Consider the following 21,422-nt stretch of genomic DNA (forward strand, 5'->3'; position numbering starts at 1 on the left):
CACGACGGCCACGGGCGCAAGCGGGTCCAGGCCCCGTCGGTCAGGATCTGCGACAATACGCCCCCATTTTTGCCCGCAGCCTGTTGCCACGTGGCCCGATCCCGTTCCCGCACTGACCGTACCCCATTCCAGACCGAGATCCTCGACCTCAGCCATGATGGTCGCGGTGTCGCCCGCCGTGAAGGCGAGGGCGGCAAGGTCACCTTCGTCAGCGGCGCGCTGCCCGGCGAGGTGGTGATGGCTGAACAGACTGCCCGCAGCCGCCATTTCGACGAGGCGCGCACCCTGGAGGTGCTGCAGGCCTCGCCGCAGCGGGTGACCCCCAAGTGCCCGCATTTCGGCACCTGCGCCGGCTGCGTGCTGCAGCACCTGGACGAAGACCAGCAGATCGTGGCCAAGCAGCGCGTGCTGATGGACAACCTGGAGCGGATCGGCCATGTGAAGCCGGGCACCGTGCTGGCGCCGCTGGTCGGTGAGAGCTGGGGCTATCGCCGCAAGGGCCGTTTCTCGGTGCGCCGGGTCGAAAAGAAGGACAAGACCCTGGTCGGCTTCCGTGAACAGGATCCGCGCTTCGTTGCCGACCTCAGCCAGTGCCTGACCGTGATCCCCGAGATTGGTACCAAGGTCGAGGCGCTGTCCACCTTCATCGAGTCACTCGATGGCAAGCGTGACATCCCGCAGATCGAATTCATCGCCGGTGACCAGGCCGTGGTCCTGACCGTTCGCCATCTGCAGCCGCTCAGCGATGCCGACCGCGCGGCCTGGGCGGCCTTCGGCCAGCAGCATGGCTTCGTGATCTACCTGCAGTCCGGCGGCGTGGATACCGTGCAGCCGCTGGACGGGCAGGGTGTGCCGCTGTCGTTCCGTCTGGCGCCGTGGGATGTCGAGCTGGCGTTCCGCCCGCTGGACTTCATCCAGGTCAATGCCAAGCTCAACGAGAAGATGATCGCCCACGCCCTGGACCTGCTGGAACCGGGTGAGGACGAGCGTGTACTGGACCTGTTCTGCGGCCTGGGCAACTTCACCCTGCCGCTGGCGCGCCGCGTGCGCGAGGTGGTTGGCGTGGAAGGCGATGCCGGCCTGGTGGCGCGTGCGCGTGAGAACGCCGAGCGCAACGGCCTGGCCAACGCGCAGTTCTTCAGCGCCGACCTGACCCAGGACCAGCGCAGCACCCCGTGGATGCGCCAGGGCTTTGACAAGCTGCTGCTGGACCCGCCGCGCTCGGGTGCGATCGAAGTGCTGCAGCAGCTGCCGCTGAAGCAGTTCAAGCGCATTGTCTACGTCAGCTGCCACCCGGGCTCGCTGGCGCGCGATGCCGGCTATCTGGTCAACGAACAGGGCTTCACCCTGGTCAGCGCCGGTGCCATGGACATGTTCCCGCATACCGCGCACGTGGAAAGCATCGCGGTGTTCGAGAAGCGCTGACAGGTTGTCATCACCCATCGCGCATAATGGCGCGATGGGCATCGAAATCGAACGCAAATTCCTCGTCAGCAGTGATGGCTGGCGCACCGCCGCGCATCGGGTGATCCCGATGGCGCAGGGCTACATCAACGACATGGGCGCGCTCGACCGCGGCACCCAGAACGCCTCGGTGCGCGTGCGCATCGAAGGCGACCACGCCGCGCTGAACCTGAAGTCGCGCACCATCGGCCATACCCGCCAGGAGTTCGACTACCCGATCCCGGTGGAGGATGCGCGCGCCCTGTTGGCGCTGTGCGTCGGTGGCCTGATCGACAAGCGCCGCCACCTGGTCGAACACGCCGGCCTGACCTGGGAGGTGGACGAGTTCCTCGGCGACAACGCCGGCCTGGTCGTGGCCGAAGTCGAGCTGGACAGCGCCGACCAGGCGATCGACCTGCCGGACTGGGTGGGTGCCGAAGTCACCGACGACGCGCGCTACTACAACGTCGCACTGGCCAGTCACCCCTATTCACAGTGGTGAAGCCCCCAAAAAGGGGACGGAGGGGATTAAGTCGTCTTTACCCCAGCTGTGCTGGAAACGACTTAATCCCCTCCGTCCCCTTTTTTCGAGGGAGGCGGGCCCCATGTGGTGGGGATGAGAATCGACATCTACTCCGACGTGGTCTGCCCCTGGTGCTGGATCGGCAAGCATCGCTTCCAGCAGGGTGTGCAGTTGCTCGGCGCCAATGCGCCTGAACTCGATATCCACTGGCAGCCGTTCCAGCTGGACCCGGACGCGGACGCCACCCCGGTGCCGCTGCGCGAGGCCTATGTGCGCAAGTTCGGTGGCGTCGAGCGCACCGAGCAGATCCTCGGCCAGACCCAGACCACCGCGCGGGCCGAGGGCCTGCCGATGGATTTCAGCCAGGGCCAGGTGCGGGTGACCACGCTGCCGGCCCATCGGGTGTTGTGGCTGGCCGGCCAGCACGGCGTGCAGGATGCGGTCGGCGAAGCACTTTTCCGTGCCCACTTCGAGCATGGCCAGAATCTGGCCGATACTGCAGTGCTGGTGAAGGCCGGCGTGGCTGGCGGCCTGGACGGTGCTGAAATCGCGCAGATGCTGGGCTCCGACCGCGGCCTGGCCGAGGTCGAAGCCAGGCTGGCGCAGGCCCATGCACTGGGCATTTCCTCGGTGCCGACTTTCGTCATCGATGGGAAGTGGGCCATTTCCGGGGCCCAGCCGCCAGAGGCCTTCGCCAACGCCCTTCGGCAGATCGCAGCCGAACAGGGCGCCCCGGCAGCTTCGGCTGACGGCGACGAGGCCTGCGGCCCGGACGGCTGCAAGGTCTGACCCCACACTCCCCTTCGTCTGACCCCTGCGCCTGTCGGCCGGTTCTGCGACAATGCGGCACTGCGCCATGCGGGCGCGCGTTGTGGAGATCGACCATGCTGCTGATCGGCGTTGCCGGCACCGAACTGACCGCCCAGGAACGTGACTGGCTGCAGCACGACGCCGTGGCCGGGGTGGTGCTGTTCAAGCGCAACTTCGCCTCGCGCCAGCAGGTGACCGATCTGAGTGCGGCGATCCGTGCCGCCGCCCCGCGCCCGCAGCTGATCTGCGTGGACCAGGAAGGCGGCCGTGTGCAGCGTTTCCGCGAGGGCTACAGCGCGCTGCCGCCGCTGCAGGACATCGGCGCGCTGTACGCCGCCGACCCGCAGCAGGCGCTGGCCCTGGCCGAACAGCATGCCTGGCTGATGGCCAGCGAAGTACGTGCCAGCGGCCTCGACCTGAGTTTCGCGCCGGTGGTCGACCTTGGCCGCGGCAACCGCGCCATCGGCAACCGTGCCTTCAGTGAAGACCCGCAGGTGGTGGCCGCGTTCACCGACGCCTATGTGCGCGGCATGCATGCGGTCGGCATGGCCGCCACGCTCAAGCATTTCCCCGGCCACGGCACCGTGCTGGAAGACACCCACGTCGATACCGCGATCGACCCGCGCGCGCTGGACGAACTGCGCGCCCAGGACCTGGTGCCGTTCCAGGCCGGCATCGCCGCCGGTGCCGATGCGGTGATGATGGCGCACGTGATCTATCCGCAGGTGGCGCCGGAGCCGGCCGGCTATTCCCCGCGCTGGATCCAGGACATCCTGCGTGGCGAGCTCGGCTTCCGTGGCGTGGTGTTCTCCGATGACATCGGCATGGCCGCCTCGCACAGTGCCGGTGGCGTGCCGGCACGCGTGCACGCGCACCTGGATGCCGGCTGCGACGTGGTGCTGGTCTGCCACCCGGAACTGGTCGATGAAGCCCTGCACGCGGTGCAGGGACGCTCCCTCAATACTGCTGCGCTGCTGGGCCTGCTTGGCCGCGGCGCGCTCGGCTGGGACGGCCTGCTGGCCGACGCCCGCCATGGCGACACCCAATCCCGTCTGCTTGAAACCCTTGGAAGAACCGTCTGATGCCCAACCTCACCATTTCCCAGGCCCTGGCCCAGGCTGACCTGCTGGTCGACCGCCCCACCATCGACAAGGCCATCGCTGGTATCGCCGACGCCATCGCGCGCGATTACAAGGGCGAGGTGCCGCTGTTCCTGTCCATCATGCATGGTGCGCTGCCGTTCGCCGGCCAGCTGGCGCTGGAACTGGGCGCGCGCGGCCAGGACGTGCAGTTCGATTACCTGCACGCGACCCGCTACCGCGGTGAAACCACCGGCGGAGACCTGGTCTGGAAGCACAAGCCGGCCACCTCGCTGTTCGGCCGCCGCGTGCTGCTGATCGACGACATCCTCGACGAGGGCTACACCCTGCAGGGCGTCCGCACCTGGTGCCTGGAGCAGGGCGCGACCGACGTGCGCATCGCCGCGATGACCGTGAAGAAGCACGACCGCGCACTGCCGGACGTGACCGCCGACTACGCCGGCATCGAGCTGCCGGACCGCTACGTGTTCGGCTTCGGCATGGACGTCAACGAGACCCTGCGCTGCGTGCCGGCGATCTACGCAATGAAGGAGTAACGGCGCAGCTGCCTGCGGCGCGTCTTCTTCCACCGCCGGCATCCTCGGGTGCCGGCGTTCGTCTTTCCATGGAGTGCTTTGAATGCAACAGATCGCCCTGGCCGTGATCGGCGGTACCGGTGTCTACAACCTGGCCAAGCTCGACGACGTGCAGACCCACGAGGTCGACACCCGCTTTGGCCGCCCGTCCGGCCCGGTGCGCGTGGGCACGCTGCTCGGTCATCGCGTGGCGTTCCTGGCGCGGCATGGCGAGGGGCACTCACTGCCGCCGCACAAGATCAACTACCGCGCCAACCTGGCCGCACTGCAGCAGCTGGGCGCGCAGCGCGTGCTGGCATTGAACACGGTGGGTGGCATCACCGAAGACTTCGGCCCGCGCGTGCTGGCCTGCCCGGACCAGATCATCGACTACACCTGGGGCCGCATCAGCACGATCTGTGAAGAAGAAGGCACGGACGTGGTCCATGTCGATTTCGGCCACCCCTATACGCCGATGCTGCGCAGCAAGATCCTGGCGGCAGCGAAAGTGACCGGCGTCACGGTCCATGACGGTGGCTGCTACGGCGCGACGCAGGGCCCGCGCCTGGAGACCATCGCCGAGATCGCCCGCATGCGCCGTGACGGCTGCGACCTGGTAGGCATGACCGGCATGCCGGAGGCCGCGCTGGCACGCGAGCTGGGGCTGGATTACGCCTGCCTGGCAATCATCGCCAACTGGGCCGCCGGCTGCGGTGATGGCGAGGAGATTACGATGGCCGAAGTACTGGCGAACGTGCAGGCGGCCAGCAACGGACTTCCGGAACTGGTGGGCGAATTGGCGCGGGGGTGATTGTCTTCCCCGAGCAAGCTTTGCATACTCAGCTTGTGCGCGGGTTCAGCGTACACCACCCATTCATTGCATAAGGTCTCGCATCACCATGCCGAACGGTACCGTCAAGTGGTTCAACGACGCCAAGGGATTTGGCTTCATCTCGCCGGAGGATGGCAGCGCCGACGTGTTCGCGCACTTCTCCGCCATCAACTCCAAGGGCTTCCGCAGCCTGCAGGAAGGCCAGCGTGTCACCTACGACGTGACCCAGGGCCCGAAGGGTGCCCAGGCTTCGAACATCACGCCGGCCGAGTGATCCACTCGACAGTGCGTTGAAAACCCCGCTTCGGCGGGGTTTTTTTTGCGTCGCGACGGGCATTGCGGCGCTGTGGACAGGGTTCCAGGTGGCCATCCGGATTTGCGCTCGGGCACAATGCGCCGATGAAGGAACGACTGCGCATCGCCGTGATCGGCTACGGCACCGCTGGACAGGCATTGTCCATCCTGCTCTCTCGTGATGGCCACGAGGTGGAGATCTTCGAACGCGTGCCCTCGCCGGGGCCGGTTGGCGCCGGCTTCCTGCTGCAGCCCAGCGGCCTGCAGGTGCTGTGGCAGATGGGCCTGCTTGATGCCGTGCGCGCGCATGCGGCGCCGGTGCACCGTCTTTATGGCGATACACCGTGCGAGCGCACGGTGATGGACATGCGCTATGACGGCCTGGACGCGCGCCTGCACGGCCTCGGCATGCAGCGTGGGGCGCTGTTCTCGCTGCTGGACGGGGCGCGTGCGGGTGCGGGCCAGCTGCATGCCGGCGTCACCATCGCCGCAGTGGATGCCGCACAGGGCCGCCTGCATGACAGTGAGGGCCGCATGCATGGGCCGTTCGACCTGGTGGTGGCCGCCGATGGTGCGGCTTCGACGCTGCGCGGCTCGATCGAAGGCGGCACCGGGCTGGACCGCGTGTATCCCTGGGGCGCACTGTGGTGCCTGCTGCCGGCCGAGGACTGGCCGCACCTGCAGGAGCTGCGGCAGCGCTACGTGGCCGCGCGCAAGATGATCGGGCTGCTGCCGGTCGGTACGCGGCCCGGTGATGACACGCCGCGCCTGAGCTTCTTCTGGAGCCTGCCACGCGCCGACTTCGAACGATGGCAGGCCGATGGCATGACGCCCTGGCTGGACGAGCTGCACGCGCTGTGGCCGCAGGCCAGCGCGCGCTTTGCGCATCTGCATGATGCAGGCCAGCTGGCGCGCGCGGTCTACCGTGACGCCGTGATGACGCGCTGGCATTGCGGCCGCATGGTGCTGGCCGGCGATGCCGCACATGCGATGAGCCCGCAGCTGGGGCAGGGCGTGAACATGGCGCTGCTCGATGCGCTGGCATTGCGCGATGCCGTGCGCGCACATGGCGGGGGAGGCGCTGCATTGCAGGCCTACCAGGCGCAGCGCAGGGCGCACGTTGCGGTCTACCAGCGCTGGAGCCGTTGGCTGACGCCGCTGTTCCAGTCTGATCGCGATGCCTGGGCAAAGGCGCGCGACGTGCTGCTCGGGCCGATGGGGCGCCTGCCGGGTGGGCGTGGCCACATGCTACGCGTGCTCAGCGGTACGCAGCATGGCTGGTTCGGTTCGCTTGCGCTGGATCCGGCATTTGTCGACGCGTTGGCTGCAGGGGCGCAGATGCCTGGCATCAGCGCGATCACTGCGAACGCGTGAAGCGCGCTGTCACGCGAATTAACGGTTGCCTCACCGTGTATATGCGAGAAGTAGGTTGCACGCGATTGCGCGTCGCCCGTTTTCCTTTCCGTGATTGACATCGCGCGTGGCCCGGGCGGCGTTGCCGTTGCGGCCTGTCGCGGCCCGGACGTGCCGCCTGTTGTTGAAGAGGAGGACGCCATGTGGTTCGCGGTCGAGGAGCTGGAATCGGAAATCTGCAAGCTGCGCGGACTGTTGCAGATGCTGCACGAGGACCAGCCCGACGTACTGGAGGACGTGTTCGAATTCCATGTGGGCAGCTTGATCAGTCATGCATCGCCGGAGCACCACGGACGCATCCGCGCCTGCGCACAGGAGATGCTGGCGGCAATCCAGGCCTTGCCGCGGCGACGTGAAGTTGACACGCCTGAGTTCCAGTTGATGCCGCAGCTGGACATTCGTCCGGCCTGATTCAAGCCACTGGCAGTTCCACCAGGCCGTTTTCCACGCAGGCGATCATCTGTTCGCCGCTGGCGGGAGCAGGCACGATTCCGGCGGTGAACGCGGAAAAGGCCGGCAGGACCGTCATCCGCTCGCGCAGCCAGAAGGCCGGGAAGCGCCGGCGCAATGCGGGCAGTGCGACCTGCGGATGCAGGTGGCCTGCGACCACGTGCCACGCCGGGTCTGCGCACGGTTCATGGCGCAGCAGGAAGGGCGCCAGCCGCACCTCCTCGTGGATATGCACCTGCAGCTGGGCATGCGGTAGCTGCCGGTCATGATTTCCGCGCAGGACATGCACGTCCAGTGCGGTGTTGCGTTCGCGCCAGCCGAGCCATTGCTGGTACCAGGCGGCGCGATGCGCCGGCCCATGCAGGATGTCGCCCAGGATCCACAGTTCGCGGCAGGCGTGCCTGTCCAGCAGACCCTGCAGGCGTTGCAGGTCTTCGCCGGTTCCGCCGCTGGGCAGCGCGATGCCGGCGCGGCGGAACACATCGGCCTTGCCCAGGTGCAGGTCCGCGATCAGCAGCGCCTGCCGCGCCGGCCAGTAGAGTGCGCGTGCCCCCGCCAGGGTCACCGGTTCGCCGGCAAGCAGCAGCGGTATTTCATCGGCCATGGCGACGTTCCAGCTGCTGGGCCGCGCGTTGCACGCGGGTACGCCAGTCCTCGTTGCTGAACTGTCCGCGCAGGCGTTCGGCCCACAGTGGAAAGCCCAGGGGCGTCAGCGATGCAGGGCGCTGCATCGACATGCGTCGCGCGCCGATCCGGACCAGCACCTGGCGTAGCCCCGGCAGGTCAAGGCTGTCATGCAGCACTTCGCGTTCGGCCAGCGCCAGCAGCAGGTGCTCGGGGTCATGCTCGCGCAATACGTCATACAGCAGGCCCGCCGAGGCCTGCAGCTGGCGCAGCGATCGCGGCATACCCCCCGGCAGGCTGGGTACCAGCAGGCCTGCGACGCGCGCGATGCCACGGAACTGGCGCCGCGCAAGCTCGCCCAGGTTCACCGCCGCACGCAGATCGTCCAGCAGTTGATCGGTGGTGAACAACGCATGCCATTGCGCCGCGTCCAGGTCGATCGCCTGCGCCGGTGCCAGCACCAGGCCGTGATCATTCACGGCATAGCCGATGCTGTTGCGTTGCTGGCGGGTGCAGCGCAGTGCCAACAGGGCGGCCAGCGCCTCGTGCACGTGGCGTCCGGCGAAGGGATAGACGAAGAGGAACTGGCCTTCGCGGCGGCGTACGTCCTCCAGCAGCACGTGGTCCGGGCCGGGAAGCGCCGACACCTGCTGCTGAAGTGCCAGCAGCGGTGCCAGCCAGCGCGCTTCCGCACTGTCGTCGGCGCCTGACAGCACCGACTCCAGTTCGCCGCCGAGTGCCATCGACAGCGGCAGCTGGCCTCCCTGCCAGCGGGGCACGACACCTTCACCGCGCCCTCGTGCCAGCCGCACGAAGGCGGTCATGTCGCGCAGCTGCACCAGCTCCAGCAGGCGCCCGGCGAACTGGAAGCGGTCTCCGCGGCGCAGGCGGCTGGCGAACTGTTCCTCCACGGCGCCGAGGCCGGCCCCGCGCAGGAACTGCACGCGCACGCTGCCATCGCTGCTGATGGTGCCGATCGACAGCCGGTGGCGTAGTGCCTGGCGCCGGTCGTGCATCCGGTAGCGGCCATCGGCGTCCTGCACGACCTTGTGGAAGTCAGGGTACTGGGCCAGGGCCTGGCCCCCCTGCACGATGAAAGTCAGCACGGCCTGCCACTGGTCCTCGGCCAGGGATGCGAACGCATGGGTGCGCCGGACCTGCGCCAGCAGCGCATCACCGTGGAAGCCACCGGCCAGGGCACGGCTGACCGCATGCTGGGCCAGAACGTCCAGCGACAGCATCGGCGGCCTGCGTGCTTCGACCACGCCTTCGGCCAGTGCGCGACGCACGGCTGCGTACTCGGCCAGTTCCAGCGCATGGCTCGGCACGCAGAGGATCGCGCCACTGGCACCGGGACGATGGCGCGCACGTCCGGCGCGCTGGCGCAGGCGGGCGACGCCCTTCGGGCTGCCCAGCTGCAGTACCTGTTCGACCTCGGGAAAGTCCACGCCGAGGTCGAGGCTGGAGGTGGCGACCACGCAGCGCAGCGTTCCTGCACGCAGCCCGTCCTCCACCTGCTGGCGCAGCGCCGGATCCAGCGAACCGTGGTGCAGCGCAAGCGTGTCGTGTTCCTCGGGCCAAACCGACGCCAGCGCCTGATGCCACAGTTCTGCCTGTGCACGGGTGTTGGTGAAGAGCAGGCTGCTGCGTGCCTGCATCAATGCGTCCAGCACCCGCGGCAGTTGGGCCAGGCCCAGGTGCCCGGCCCAGGGAAAGCGTTCACCGGGTTCGGGCAGCAGGCTGCGCACCGTGGTCGCACGCGGGCGCACGCCCTGCACGATCGGCGCGTCGGGCTGTCCGGGCAGCAGCACGTCGCGCGCCTCATCCAGATTGCCCAGCGTGGCCGACAGCCCCCACAGCTGCAATGCAGGCGCGGCATCGCGCAGCACGGCCAGATTCAACTGCAGCAGGACACCGCGCTTGTTGCCCAGCAGTTCGTGCCATTCGTCCACCACCACGCAGCGCAGCTGGCGCATGCGCGGCAGCGTATCCGGATAGCTCAACAGCAGCGCCAGCGATTCCGGCGTCGTGACCAGTACGTCGATGCGGCCCTCGCGTGCCTGTCGTCGTTCGCGGTTGCTGGCGTCACCGCTGCGCAGGCCGACACGCCATCCAAGCTGCAACCCATCGACCACGGCCTGCAGCGCACGCGCGGTGTCGCTGGCCAACGCGCGCAAGGGCGTCACCCACAGCACCTGCAGCGGGCGTACCGCACTGGCGCGGCGGGGCGAAGGCGGTGGGTCGATCATGGCCTGCAGCAGCGGTCCCCCGAACATCGCCAGTGTCTTGCCGCTGCCTGTGGGCGTGTGCAGCAACCCGGATCCGCCGGCGAGATAGTGCCGCCACATCGCGCGCTGGAACGGCAACGAGCGCCAGCCTTTCGACGCGAACCAGTCTTCCAGCCGGCGTAGTGCCTGGCTGCGGTTCATCGCGCCAGCGCCTGCAGGGTAGCCAGCTGATCGGCCTCGCTGGCTGGCTTGTCGTGGCGCCAGCGCAGGATGCGTGGAAAGCGTACGGCGATACCGGACTTGTGCCGGCTGCTGCGGTTGACCGCCTCGAAGCCCAGTTCGAAGACGTGTTCGGGGCGTACGCTGCGCACCGGGCCAAAGCGCTCGCGGGTATTGGCGCGGATCCAGCGATCAAGCGCGAGGATCTCCTTGTCATCCAGGCCCGAATAGGCCTTGGCCACCGGTACCAGCGTGTCGCCGTCCCAGACGCCGAAGGTGTAGTCGGTGTACAACGTGCTGCGCCGCCCATGGCCAGCCTGCGCGTACAGGAGCACTGCATCGATGGTGAGCGGATCGACCTTCCATTTCCACCAGTCACCGCGGCGTCGCCCGGCCTGGTAGGGCGAGGCACGACGTTTCAGCATCAGCCCTTCCACGCCACGTTCGCGTGCCACATCGCGCATCGCCGCCGCCTGCAGCCAGTCTTCGGCGGCAACGTCGGGTGAGAGCTGGATCCGTGCATCACCCAGGGCACCGACGACGTCGGCAAGCCGTGCACGCCGTTCCCGCAACGGCAACTCACGCAGGTCCGCGCCATCGTGTTCCAGCAGGTCATAGGCGAGCACGCGCACCGGCGTGTTGCGCAGGGTAGCCGCACCGGGCTTGCGGCGCTGGATGCGGGTCTGCAGCGCGGTGAATGCACGCGGCAGGTCCGTGGCTTCGTCCCAGGCCAGCAGCTCTCCGTCCAGCACGCAGCCATCGGGAAGCGCCATCGCCGCCTGTTCGATTTCGGGGAAGCGACCATCCAGCCGCTCTTCGCCGCGTGACCACAATGCGACCTCGCCGCGCCGGCGCAGCAGCTGCAGGCGGATGCCATCCCACTTCCATTCCAGCAGCCAATCTTCGATGGGGCCGAGGCGTTCGGCAGGATCGCCTTCCAGTGGCGAGGCGAGGAAGAACGGGTAGGGTTGCTGCCGGTCCAGTGGCAGCTCATCCGGCGACAGCAGCTGGCCCAGCAGTGCGGGCGAGGGCACCCACTCGCCCAGCATGCGCTGGGCGATGCGCGCGATGTCCAGGCCGGACCACTCCGCCAGTGCCTGCTGCACCAGCCGCTGCGAGACGCCAACGCGCAGGGCGCCGGTCAGCAGCTTGTTGAACACCAGGCGTTCGCTGCTGCACAGCTGCTGCCAGCCCGCGACGACCGCCGCACGGCGTACCGCTTCGGGCTGGTTGGCCACCGCCAGCAGATGCTGTTCGATCCAATCCGCCAACGCACGGTCAGCGGCCGGCTGGGATGGATCATCCAGCAGCAGGGTCAACGTTTCGGCCAGGTCACCGACCTGCGCATAGCTATCTTCCACCAGCCATGGCGGCAAGCCGGATTCTTCGGCAATCCAGGCGCGCAGTTCGCCACTGGCGGCGATCTTGCGGCGTGCGCCGCCCACCTTGCCACCGCTGAGCAGGTACAGCGCCCACGCCGCATCGTGCGCGCCTGCCTGGCGGAAGTAATCGATCAATGCCGCACGCTTGTCCAGCGTGGCGGTGCTGCGGTCCAGGCGCTGGTAGAGCGCCGCGAAGGCCTTCATTCCTCGCTCCCGAAATCGGTACGGAAGGCTTCAGCCGCTACGCCGCGCTCGCGCAGGAAGGGAATCAACGCATCGGTATTGCCATGGGTGGCGATCACCCGCTGCGCGCCGGTCTGTTCGATGGTCTGCAGCAGTGCGGGCCAATCGGCGTGATCGGAAATGACGAAGCCACGATCGACGTTGCGGCGACGCCGGTTGCCGCGCAGCTGCATCCAGCCCGAGGCGAAGCCCAGCTGGTAGCGGCCGAAGCGGCGCATCCACGGCGTGCCGGCGGCCGAGGGCGGGGCGAGGATCAACTGGCCGGCGGCATCCGGCTGGCGACCCTGCTCGGCCACCGCCAGCGTCTCCAGCATTGGCACGTTGGCCTGCCGATACACCTCCACACCATTGGCGATGGCACCGTGCAGCCAGGCCGGGCGATCGTCCAGCGGCAGCAGTTCGGCCAGTACCCGCTGCGCCTTGCCCAGTGCATAGCACAGCAGGATGGCAGCTTCGCCGCGCTGTTCGCATTCGCGGCGCCACGCCACGATCTCCGCAGCGACGGTGGGCGTGTCCGGCCAACGATAGATCGGCAGGGCAAAGGTGGCCTCGGTGATGAAGGTATCGCAGGGCACCACTTCGAACGGCGCACAGGTTGGATCAGGCTGGCGCTTGTAGTCGCCGGACGCCACCCAGACCTGCTGCCCGTCGTCGATGCGCACCTGCGAAGACCCCAGTACATGGCCGGCGGGATGCAGCGATACCTGCACCCGGCCCAGGCGGAACGGCACGCCCTCGGCATGCGCCTGCACCGGCACATCGCCCAGGCGCCAGCGCAGGATCGGCAGGCTGCCGTCGCTGCAGTGGTATTCGCCCATGCCCGGGCGTGCGTGATCGCCGTGGCCATGGGTGATGACCGCGCGCGGGACCGGTCGCCAGGGATCGATGTGGAAATCACCGGCGGCGCAGTACAGCCCTTCGGGGCGCAGGACCACCAGATCGTCATTGACTGCCATGCGGTCACTGTGGCCGGCCGCTCGTGCACAGGGTGAGAATCGGCCTGAACACGGGCTTGGCAGGCGATGCGGCACAATCGAACCGCAGATCTCTTGCCGCCAGGACGGACCGGATGAGTGGACCCAGCTTCAGCAGCAATGCGCCCTACGAAACCCATGTGGTGCTGAACCAGCCGCCGTCGTTCGCGGGGCGCCAGTTGTGGACCGATGACGTGGCGCTGATGGAGGCGGTGCAGCGCGAAGGCGCTGGCGGCTTTGCGCCGCGGCTGGCGGTCTATGGCGCGCTGGCGGGTGACGAACTGTACCGGCTCGGCTTCGATGCCAACCGCGATCGGCCGCGCCTGCGCACGCATGATGCGCAGGGCCATCGCATCGATACGGTGGAGTTCCATCCGGCCTATCACCAGTTGATGGGCACAGCGAAATCGCACGGGGTCGCCGGGTTGTCCTGGCACGAGCCGCAACCGGGCGGGCATGTCGCGCGCGCGGTGTTGAGCTACCTGCACCACCAGGCCGAGGCTGGCACCAGTTGCCCGTTGACGATGACCCATGCGGCAGTTGCGGTGCTGCACACGCAGCCGCACCTGGCCGAGTGGGCGCGCAAGGCCGCAGCGCCGGTCTATGACCCGCGCGATGTACCGGTGGCGGACAAGGCCGGCATCACGCTGGGCATGGGCATGACCGAGAAGCAGGGAGGCTCGGATGTGCGTGCCAACAGCACGCGCGCTGAACCGATCGATGGCGAGCGCTATCGCCTGGTCGGTCACAAGTGGTTCTTTTCCGCACCGATGTGCGATGGCTTCCTGGTGCTGGCGCAGGCGCCGGGAGGACTGACCTGCCTGCTGATGCCGCGCCGGCTGGCCGACGGCGACCGCAACGCATTCCGGTTGATGCGCTTGAAGGACAAGCTTGGCGATTGGGCCAATGCCTCCAGCGAAGTCGAGTTCTGCGGGGCACAGGCGTGGCGCGTGGGCGAGGAGGGGCGGGGCGTGGCCACCATCATCGGCATGGTGATGATGACCCGCCTGGACTGCATGCTGGGCGCGGCGGCGGAAATGCGCATGGCGCTGGCGCAGGCGCTGCATCACGCACGTCATCGCCGCACGTTCGGCAAGCTGCTGGTCGAGCACCCGTTGATGACCAATGTGCTGGCCGACCTGGCACTGGAGTCGGAAGCGGCCACAGTGCTGTCGATGCGCATCGCGCGTGCGGTGGACCGGGCCGGCGTGGATGCCAACGAAGCCGCGTTGGCGCGTGTGGGGACGGCGCTGGGCAAGTACTGGTTGTGCAAGCGCGCGCCGGCCTTCGTCAATGAAGCACAGGAATGCCTGGGCGGCGCGGGCTATGTGGAGGAATCGATGCTGCCGCGGCTGTACAGGCAGGCACCGTTGAATTCGATCTGGGAAGGAAGCGGCAACATCCAGTGTCTGGACGTGCTGCGCGCGCTGGCGCGCGAACCGGAGGCGCTGGCGGCGCTGCGCGCTGAACTGGCGGCGGTGGCCGATCGTGATGCGCGCTACGCAGCGGCTTTGCAGCGGTGGGCAGCAGCACCGCCACCGGATGAGTCGCAGGCGCGGCTGTTCTGCGAGCGCACAGTGCTGTTGTTGCAGGCCGCGCTGCTGTTGCGTGCGCAAAGTCCGATGGCAGAGGCGTTCGTGCGCAGCCGGCTGCAAGCGGAGCATGGGCTGGTGTTCGGGACCCTGCCGACGGGCGTGGATCTGTCGGCGATGCTGGTGCGCGCGCTGCCGTAGGAGCGCCCACCACGGAATCAACGGAAAAAACGCAAAGCGAAAAGCAGAAAAGCCGCGGCAGTGCCGCGGCTTTTCCTGTAGCGCCGGGCCCATGCCTGGCTGCCGGTACGCCTCAGTGCTTGGCTTCTTCCTTGGCGGCGTTCGCCTTCGCGTCATTGGCGACATCGCGGGCCTTGTCGGCCACCTTCTGTGCGGCGTTGGCGGTCGCATCGCTGGCGTGTGCGGCGGCGTCGGTTGCGGCGTCCTTGGCCTTGTCGGCAGCGTTGGCGGTGGCGTCTGCAGCCTTGTCCAGCGCCTGCTGGGTATCGGCGGCGGCCTGCTCGGAGGCTGCAGCGGTCTTGTCGGCGGCGTCACGGGTAGCTTCTGCCGCCTTGTCGACGGCATCGCGGGCAGCCGCGCCGGCGCTGTCAGCGGCCTGCTGCGCGTCCTGCTTGGCCTGTTCGGCTTCCGGGCCCTTGCAGGCGGCCAGGGCCAGCAGCAGGGAGGCGGCCAGCAGGGTGGTGGTGATCGGGCGAATCTTCATGGCGGTCTCCGGTACTGCAATGGATGGGGACGCCAGCCTATTCATGCCGTTGTGAAGGCGGGGTCGCGATGCCCGCGCCGCGAGGTTGCAGTGGCGCAAAGAAAAAGCCGCTGGCGAACCAGCGGCTTTTCCGGAACAGCGTGAAGAAAGAAGTTATTACTTCTTGGCTTCTTCAGCAGCGTCCTTGGCCTGCTCAGCGGTAGCTTCGGCAGCCTTGGCAGCGTCCTTGGCTTCGCCAGCAGCAGCGTCGGTCGCGGCAGCAGCGGTGTTGGCAGCAGCGTCGGTCGCAGCGTCAGCAGCGGTGGCGGCGGTGTTGGCAGCCTGCTGGGCAGCGTCGGCGGTCTGGGCGCCGGCAGCGGCGGCCTGGTCGGCAGCAGCCTGGGCTTCGGTGGCGGCTTCGTTGGCCGAAGCAGCGGCGTCCTGGGCAGCTTCCTGCTTCGAGCAGGCGGCCAGGGCCAGAGCCAGGGACATCGCGACCAGCAGCTTGTTGATGCTCATTGTGTAAATCCTCGTCGTTAGAATTAGGCAACGCGCATGCTGCGCGCCGACAACATGATGACAAGCCAAGATTGGGTGTCAAGCGATCCCGCATTCATTTTTGCGAAATCATCGTTAAATCTTTTTAAATCAATTCGATGGCGATTGCCGTTGCTTCGCCGCCACCGATGCACAGGGTGGCAATGCCGCGCTTGCCACCGCGCGTGCGCAGGGCGTTGACCAGGGTCACCACCAGGCGTGCACCGGAGGCACCGATGGGATGACCCAGCGCGCAGGCACCGCCATTCACGTTCAGCTTGTCGTGCGGGATGCCCAGCTCACGCATCGGCGCCATTGCCACCACGGCAAAGGCCTCGTTGATCTCGAACAGGTCGATCTGGTCCAGCGACCAGCCGGTCTTGGCCAGCAGCGTGTGGATCGCGCCGATCGGGGCGGTGGTGAACCACTCCGGTTCCTGCGAATGGGTGGCGTGGCCGACGATGCGGGCCAGCGGAGTGATGCCACGGGCGGCCGCGTCTTCCTCGGTCAGCAGGACCACCGCGGCGGCGCCGTCGGAGATGCTGGAGGAACTGGCGGCGGTGACGCTGCCGTCCTTCTTGAAGGCCGGACGCAGGGTCGGGATCTTGGCGATATCCGAGCGCCCCGGCTGCTCGTCGGTGGCGACCTCGACGTCACCCTTGCGGGTGGCTACCTTCACCGCGACGATCTCGTCGGCGAACGCACCGTTGGCCTGTGCGGCCTGCGCGCGCTTGACCGATTCGATCGCGTAGGCGTCCTGCTCCTCGCGGCTGAACTGGTACTTGTCCACGGCGCATTCGGCGAATTCGCCCATGGCCTTGCCGTCATAGGCGTTGACCAGGCCGTCGTGGGCCATGTGGTCGACCGCCTGGAAGTTGCCGAAGCGGTTGCCGGTACGGGAGTTCGGCAGCAGGTGCGGGGCGTTGGACATCGATTCCATGCCACCGGCGACCACGATGCTGGCCGAACCGGCCTTGATCAGGTCATGGCCGAGCATGATGGTCTTCATGCCCGAGCCGCACACCTTGTTGAGGGTGGTGGCGCCGGTCGACAGCGGAATGCCGGCGGCGATCGCCGCCTGGCGGGCGGGCGCCTGGCCGAGGTTGGCCGGCAGCACGCAGCCCATGAGGACCTCGGAGACGTCGCTGGCCGGTACGCCCGACTGTTCCAGGGCGGCAGCGATGGCGGCCGCGCCGAGGGTGGGGGTCGGCACGCCGTTGAACTGGCCGAGGAAGGAGCCGATGGCGGTGCGCTTGGCGGCGGCGATGACGATGTTGGACATGGCAATCTCGTTGATGCGTAAGCAATGTTCGGAAAGGAGACCGCGGACGTTGGAAGCGCCCCGGTTTCCCGGCAGACTGCGTGGGGGTCGGCCCAAGTATAGAGGGTCGGGGAGGGCCGCCGCTGGGCGGCACCGCACGCCTGCCGGGATGTAGGCAGGTCAACGTTCATGGGAAGGAATCGATGGAACGCACGACGATGGTTAGGTCCGCGCTGGCAACGGCGCTGGCGATGGCAATGACGGCATGTGGCGGCGGCGGAGGCGGCGGCAATGTCCGCATCGATCCCCCTCCGACCACCCCCACACCCCCAACGACGCCCCCTCCGACGGCACCGCCTCCGGCCAAGCCGCAGGAACCGGCCTTCGACGCGCACCTGTCAGTGACCAATGCGCGTGCCGCACAGGCCGCCGGCCTGACCGGGCAGGGCGTGCGCATCGGCATCGTCGACTCGGGCGTGCAGCGCAACGCAGCGGCATTGAACGGGCGGGTGGTGGGCAACCTCAACTACATCGATCCGGCGCGCAACAACCTGCTGGTGGACGACGTGGTGGGCCACGGCACGGCGGTAGCCAGCCTGGCCGCCGGCGCGCCGGTGGGAACCTGGCCGGGCGGCATCGCCCCCGGTGCGCAGATCGTTTCGGCGCGGATCATCGCCGACAAGCCGCCGGTCGATGACGGCAGCGGCAAGGGCAATTCCTTCAGCGGTCCGCTGGGCGTGGCGCAGGTCCACCAGGACCTGATCAGCTACAACGTGAAGGTGATGAACAACTCGTGGGGCGGCCTGTACTGGACCGACCTGCCGACCACCGCGCAGGTGGCGGCCGAGTACCGTCCGTTCGTCATCAACCATGGCGGCCTGGTGGTGTTCGCGGCCGGCAACGATGCGCGCACCGAACCGAGCAGCCTGGCCGCCCTGCCCAGCCAGCTGGGCGTTGCCGGCTCGCTGCCGGCGGCCGACCTGGAGCGCGGTTGGCTGGTGGCGACCGCAGTGGATCCCTATGCACCGGGCACGCTGGCCAGCTACGCCAATGCCTGCGGGCAGGCGGCGCGCTATTGCCTGGCGGCGCCGGGCAGCGCGGTCTATCCCGATGCCAATGGCAGCACCTACTACTGGAACTACGGGACGTCCTTCGCCGCCCCGTTGATCTCCGGCGCCGCCGCGCTGGTCTGGCAGCGCTACCCGTACTTCGACAACAACCTGGTGCGGCAGACCCTGCTGGGCACGGCCAAGGACATCGGCGCGCCCGGCGTGGATGCGGTGTTCGGCTACGGCCTGCTCGACATCTCGCGGGCGATCAAGGGCCCGGGCCGCTTCGACTGGGGTGATGTGGTGGCCAATGTCGATGCGCCATCGAGCGGCTCGCTGTGGAGCAACGACATCGTCGGCAGCGGCGGCCTGGTCAAGCAGGGCGGGGGCACCCTGGTGCTCGCAGGCAACAACAGCTACAGCGGCGCCACCCGCATCGAACGCGGCATCCTGTCGCTGCAGAACGGCGGTGTCATCCGTTCCAACGTGACCATCCTCGGCCAGCCCGACCCGGATTCGACCGGCCTGCAGTTCAATGGCGGCACGCCGCGCGTGATCGGCAACGTGGTCAACGGCAGCAGCGTGTTCCTGACCACCGGCAGCACCACCGGCACCATCGAGGGCAACTACACGCAGCAGGCGGGTGGCCAGTTGATGATCGCGCTCGGTGCCAATGCGCTGCAGGTGACCGGCACGGCCTCGATCAATGGTGGCGTGCGCGTGCATGGCTTCGTCTCCGGCTACGTGCCGCAGAACGGCAGCCGCCAGGACCTGGTCCATGCGGCCGGTGGCCTGAGCGGCACCTTCAGCAGCCCGGCCTCCTCCAGCGGCCTGCAGGGCCTGTCGCTGCTGCAGAGCAGCTATGGCTATGACAGCAACACTGCCTGGTTGAACCTGACCCAGGTGAGCGTGACGGCGGCGGCGACCGGGCTCGCGGCCTCGGCGCAGTCCGCGGCGCAACGACTGGAAGGTGCGTTCAGCGCACTCGATGGCAGTCCTGCGCTGCAGGGCTCGGCCTTCGGCACGGCGGCCGGTGCGCTGCAGTGGACCGGCGGTGGCAGCGAGGGCCTGGCAGCCAGCCTGCAGAGCCTGTCCGGGCAGGCGCATGCGCGGGCCGAGTCGGCCACCTTCGACAGCATCGACATGTCGCGCCGTGCGATCGCCGAGCGCTTCGATCGCGTGCAGGCGGCGCCGCGCCTGCGCGGGGCCTGGCAGAGCGCGCTCGGTGAGGCCGGGCAGGGCAGTTTTGCCGGCAATGCCGCCGACAGCCGTGGCTGGATGGCCGGCCAGGACCTGCCGCTGGGCAGCAATGGGCTGATGGGCGTGGCCTTTGGCGAGACCCGCAGCAATGGTGGCAGCAGCTTCGGCGGCGATCGTGGGCGTGATCGCCAGGCGCAGGCACAGTTGTACGCCGGTTGGAACCTGGGCCGGGGCTATGCGCTGGCGCAGGTCGGCAGCGGCCAGTTCACCCGTGCGCTGGATCGCCAGTTGCTGCTGGGCGCCGGTGCCTATGGTGTTTCCGCACGTTACGGCGGACGCTTCAGCAGTGCCAGCGTCGAAGGCGGCTATCGTTTTGGCCGCGCGGGCGCGTCGTTGACACCGTATCTGGGTGCCAGCACCACGCGCGTGGATACCGATGCCTTCAATGAGCTGGGTGGTTTCGGCTTCGGCCTGCGTGGCGACGCCAACCGCGTGCAGCGCAGCCAGATGCTGGCCGGTATCCGCGGCGAGCGCGGCTGGGGGCGCTGGACGCTGCGCGGGCACGCCGAGTGGCAGCAACGGCTCGACGGTGCCGATGCGGACTGGCAGGCCAGCTTCGTTGGTGTCGATGCCTGGGCACCCCTGGCGGGATGGGACGCACCGCGTGGCAGTGCGCTGTTCGGCGTGGCGCTGGAGTCGTGGTGGGGCCGCAATGGCCGCCTGAGCCTGGGCTTCGACCAGCGCGTCGGTGGCGAGGGCGCGCGCCAGGCGGCGCTGCGCTACAGCACCGGGTTCTGAGCGGGAGGTCGCGCCGGGACGTCAGCTCCGGCGCGACATCGGCAGGCTCAGCCGCCGCGCAGGTTGCCCAGGCGCGGGGTGCTGCGGCCCAGCGGCATCTTCAGCTTGCCGATCGACAGGATGCGGCTTTCGGCGATGCGGTCGGCCGCACGCTGCGGCGCGATGTTCTCGCGCTGCGACAGTTCGAAGATGCGGGTGAGGTTGTGATAGATGCTGCGGATCAGGCGCATCGCGCGTTCGCGGTTGTAGCCATCGATCTCCAGCGACACGTTCATCACGCCGCCAGCGTTGACCGCATAGTCCGGCGCATACAGGATGCCGCGCGCGTGCAGTTCATCGCCGATTTCCAGGCTCGACAGCTGGTTGTTGGCGGTACCGCAGATGATCTTGGCCTTGATCCGCGGCAGGGTGTCGGCGTTGATGGCGCCTTCCAGCGCGCACGGTGCGAACACGTCGGCGTTCACTTCGTGGATCTCGTCGGGCTTGACCGCTTCGGCGCCGAAATCGCTGACCGCGCGATCAACCAGTGCGCTGTCCAAGTCGGTGACATACAGCTTGGCACCGCGGTCGCGCAGCAGTTTCACCAGCTCCATGCCGATGTGGCCCAGGCCCTGCACCGCGATGCTGGTCTTGCCCACTTCCTCGTGGCCGAACTTGAAGCGCATCGCCGCCATCAGCGCCTGCAGCGCACCGTAGGCGGTGAACGGGGCCGGATCGCCGGAGCCGCCATGGACCTGGTGCACGCCGGTCACGAACTGGCTCTCCAGGTAGATGTTCTCCATGTCGTTGACGTCGGTGCCGACGTCTTCGGCGGTGATGTAGCGGCCGCCCAGCGAGTCGACGTAACGGCCGAAGGCGCGGAACAGCACCTCGGTCTTGTCCACCTTCGGGTCGCCGATGATCACCGCCTTGCCGCCACCGACGTTGAGGCCGGCCAGCGCATTCTTGTAGGTCATCGTCCGGCTCAGCCGCAGCACGTCGGCCAGTGCCTCGTCGGTGCTGGCGTAGGGGCGCATGCGCACGCCGCCCAGGGCCGGGCCCAGGGTGGTGTTGTGAATGGCGATGATCGCCTTCAGGCCGGCATCGTGGTTGTGGCAGAACACCACTTGTTCGTGGCCGGTGGTGGCGAGGGTTTCGAATAGCATGGCGTCTCCGATGGCGCGAACAGCCGCGAACTGCAGCGAACGGCCAGTGAACGGTAGGGTCCCAAAACAAAAAAAGCGACGTCGTCATGGCTGGGGGACGGGTCGCGC

Annotated in this window: 19 protein-coding genes; 11 read left to right on the forward strand and 8 right to left on the reverse strand. The window is 68.0% G+C overall.

Annotation, left to right across the window (positions count from 1 at the left end; all coding sequences use genetic code 11):
* Positions 1-90: 90 nt before the first annotated feature.
* The 9 genes from rlmD to VG561_RS16005 all read left to right on the forward strand — a co-directional run bounded on the left by rlmD (position 91) and on the right by VG561_RS16005 (position 7,380).
* The gene (rlmD, locus tag VG561_RS15965) at positions 91-1,425 is read left to right on the forward strand and encodes a 23S rRNA (uracil(1939)-C(5))-methyltransferase RlmD (protein WP_032959001.1); all 1,335 of its coding nucleotides are present in this window, start codon (positions 91-93) and stop codon (positions 1,423-1,425) included.
* Between the two features lie 34 nt (positions 1,426-1,459).
* Positions 1,460-1,945: a CYTH domain-containing protein gene (locus tag VG561_RS15970; RefSeq protein ID WP_042359274.1), complete on the forward strand. Its 486-nt coding sequence runs from the start codon at positions 1,460-1,462 to the stop codon at positions 1,943-1,945.
* A 114-nt stretch (positions 1,946-2,059) separates the two neighbouring features.
* Positions 2,060-2,755: a DsbA family oxidoreductase gene (locus VG561_RS15975; RefSeq protein ID WP_014647991.1), complete on the forward strand. Its 696-nt coding sequence runs from the start codon at positions 2,060-2,062 to the stop codon at positions 2,753-2,755.
* Positions 2,756-2,850: 95 nt separating this feature from the next.
* Complete coding sequence (gene nagZ / locus VG561_RS15980) at positions 2,851-3,858, forward strand: beta-N-acetylhexosaminidase (protein WP_075077049.1); 1,008 nt, start codon at positions 2,851-2,853, stop codon at positions 3,856-3,858.
* The gene (locus VG561_RS15985) at positions 3,858-4,412 is read left to right on the forward strand and encodes a hypoxanthine-guanine phosphoribosyltransferase (protein WP_014038078.1); all 555 of its coding nucleotides are present in this window, start codon (positions 3,858-3,860) and stop codon (positions 4,410-4,412) included. The genes nagZ and VG561_RS15985 overlap by 1 nt, the downstream gene beginning before the upstream one ends.
* An 82-nt stretch (positions 4,413-4,494) precedes the next feature.
* Positions 4,495-5,241 carry an S-methyl-5'-thioinosine phosphorylase gene (locus VG561_RS15990; protein ID WP_006461208.1) on the forward strand — a complete coding sequence of 249 codons (747 nt, stop codon included), beginning with the start codon at positions 4,495-4,497 and terminating at the stop codon, positions 5,239-5,241.
* 88 nt (positions 5,242-5,329) lie between these two features.
* Positions 5,330-5,536 carry a cold-shock protein gene (locus VG561_RS15995; RefSeq protein WP_005410590.1) on the forward strand — a complete coding sequence of 69 codons (207 nt, stop codon included), beginning with the start codon at positions 5,330-5,332 and terminating at the stop codon, positions 5,534-5,536.
* Between the two features lie 125 nt (positions 5,537-5,661).
* Positions 5,662-6,930, forward strand: a complete 1,269-nt coding sequence (locus VG561_RS16000) for an FAD-dependent oxidoreductase (RefSeq protein WP_014647989.1) — start codon at positions 5,662-5,664, stop codon at positions 6,928-6,930.
* Between the two features lie 180 nt (positions 6,931-7,110).
* Entirely contained in the window at positions 7,111-7,380 is a 270-nt protein-coding gene (locus VG561_RS16005) for a hypothetical protein (protein WP_014647988.1), read from the forward strand.
* A 1-nt stretch (position 7,381) separates the two neighbouring features.
* On the opposite strand, the gene pdeM is transcribed toward VG561_RS16005, so the two are convergent.
* Genes pdeM through VG561_RS16025 form a run of 4 tightly spaced genes read right to left on the reverse strand, consistent with a single transcriptional unit; the run spans position 7,382 to position 13,071 of the window.
* Positions 7,382-8,023 carry a ligase-associated DNA damage response endonuclease PdeM gene (gene pdeM, locus VG561_RS16010; protein WP_069116204.1) on the reverse strand — a complete coding sequence of 214 codons (642 nt, stop codon included), beginning with the start codon at positions 8,021-8,023 and terminating at the stop codon, positions 7,382-7,384.
* Positions 8,013-10,472, reverse strand: a complete 2,460-nt coding sequence (locus VG561_RS16015) for a ligase-associated DNA damage response DEXH box helicase (protein WP_075077045.1) — start codon at positions 10,470-10,472, stop codon at positions 8,013-8,015. The genes pdeM and VG561_RS16015 overlap by 11 nt, the downstream gene beginning before the upstream one ends.
* Positions 10,469-12,076, reverse strand: a complete 1,608-nt coding sequence (locus VG561_RS16020) for an ATP-dependent DNA ligase (RefSeq protein ID WP_142235304.1) — start codon at positions 12,074-12,076, stop codon at positions 10,469-10,471. Before VG561_RS16020 ends, VG561_RS16015 begins: the two co-directional genes overlap by 4 nt.
* Positions 12,073-13,071 (reverse strand): ligase-associated DNA damage response exonuclease, encoded by a 999-nt coding sequence (locus tag VG561_RS16025; RefSeq protein ID WP_046431930.1) that lies wholly within the window; start codon positions 13,069-13,071, stop codon positions 12,073-12,075. The genes VG561_RS16020 and VG561_RS16025 overlap by 4 nt, the downstream gene beginning before the upstream one ends.
* A gap of 113 nt (positions 13,072-13,184) precedes the next feature.
* Between VG561_RS16025 and VG561_RS16030 the strand changes: the two genes are divergently transcribed.
* On the forward strand, positions 13,185-14,822 hold the full coding sequence (locus VG561_RS16030) for an acyl-CoA dehydrogenase family protein (protein ID WP_046431928.1): 1,638 nt from the start codon (positions 13,185-13,187) through the stop codon (positions 14,820-14,822).
* A 112-nt stretch (positions 14,823-14,934) separates the two neighbouring features.
* Here the strand turns inward: VG561_RS16030 and VG561_RS16035 are convergent, their stop codons facing one another.
* From VG561_RS16035 to VG561_RS16045, 3 genes are all read right to left on the reverse strand, one after another.
* Positions 14,935-15,345: a hypothetical protein gene (locus VG561_RS16035; RefSeq protein ID WP_014647982.1), complete on the reverse strand. Its 411-nt coding sequence runs from the start codon at positions 15,343-15,345 to the stop codon at positions 14,935-14,937.
* A 156-nt stretch (positions 15,346-15,501) separates the two neighbouring features.
* Positions 15,502-15,843: a hypothetical protein gene (locus tag VG561_RS16040; protein ID WP_005418203.1), complete on the reverse strand. Its 342-nt coding sequence runs from the start codon at positions 15,841-15,843 to the stop codon at positions 15,502-15,504.
* Positions 15,844-15,967: 124 nt separating this feature from the next.
* A complete protein-coding gene (locus tag VG561_RS16045) occupies positions 15,968-17,143 on the reverse strand; it encodes a thiolase family protein (RefSeq protein ID WP_014647981.1) in 1,176 nt (391 codons plus the stop codon).
* A 182-nt stretch (positions 17,144-17,325) separates the two neighbouring features.
* Here VG561_RS16045 and VG561_RS16050 point away from each other — a divergent pair, with 182 nt between their 5' ends.
* On the forward strand, positions 17,326-20,169 hold the full coding sequence (locus VG561_RS16050; protein WP_069116196.1) for an autotransporter serine protease: 2,844 nt from the start codon (positions 17,326-17,328) through the stop codon (positions 20,167-20,169).
* A 47-nt stretch (positions 20,170-20,216) separates the two neighbouring features.
* On the opposite strand, the gene VG561_RS16055 is transcribed toward VG561_RS16050, so the two are convergent.
* The gene (locus VG561_RS16055; protein WP_008264553.1) at positions 20,217-21,314 is read right to left on the reverse strand and encodes a Glu/Leu/Phe/Val dehydrogenase dimerization domain-containing protein; all 1,098 of its coding nucleotides are present in this window, start codon (positions 21,312-21,314) and stop codon (positions 20,217-20,219) included.
* Positions 21,315-21,422 lie beyond the last annotated feature (108 nt).

It is taken from the genome of Stenotrophomonas sp. CASM110 (assembly GCF_049384345.1).
GTDB classification, from domain to species: Bacteria; Pseudomonadota; Gammaproteobacteria; order Xanthomonadales; family Xanthomonadaceae; genus Stenotrophomonas; species Stenotrophomonas muris.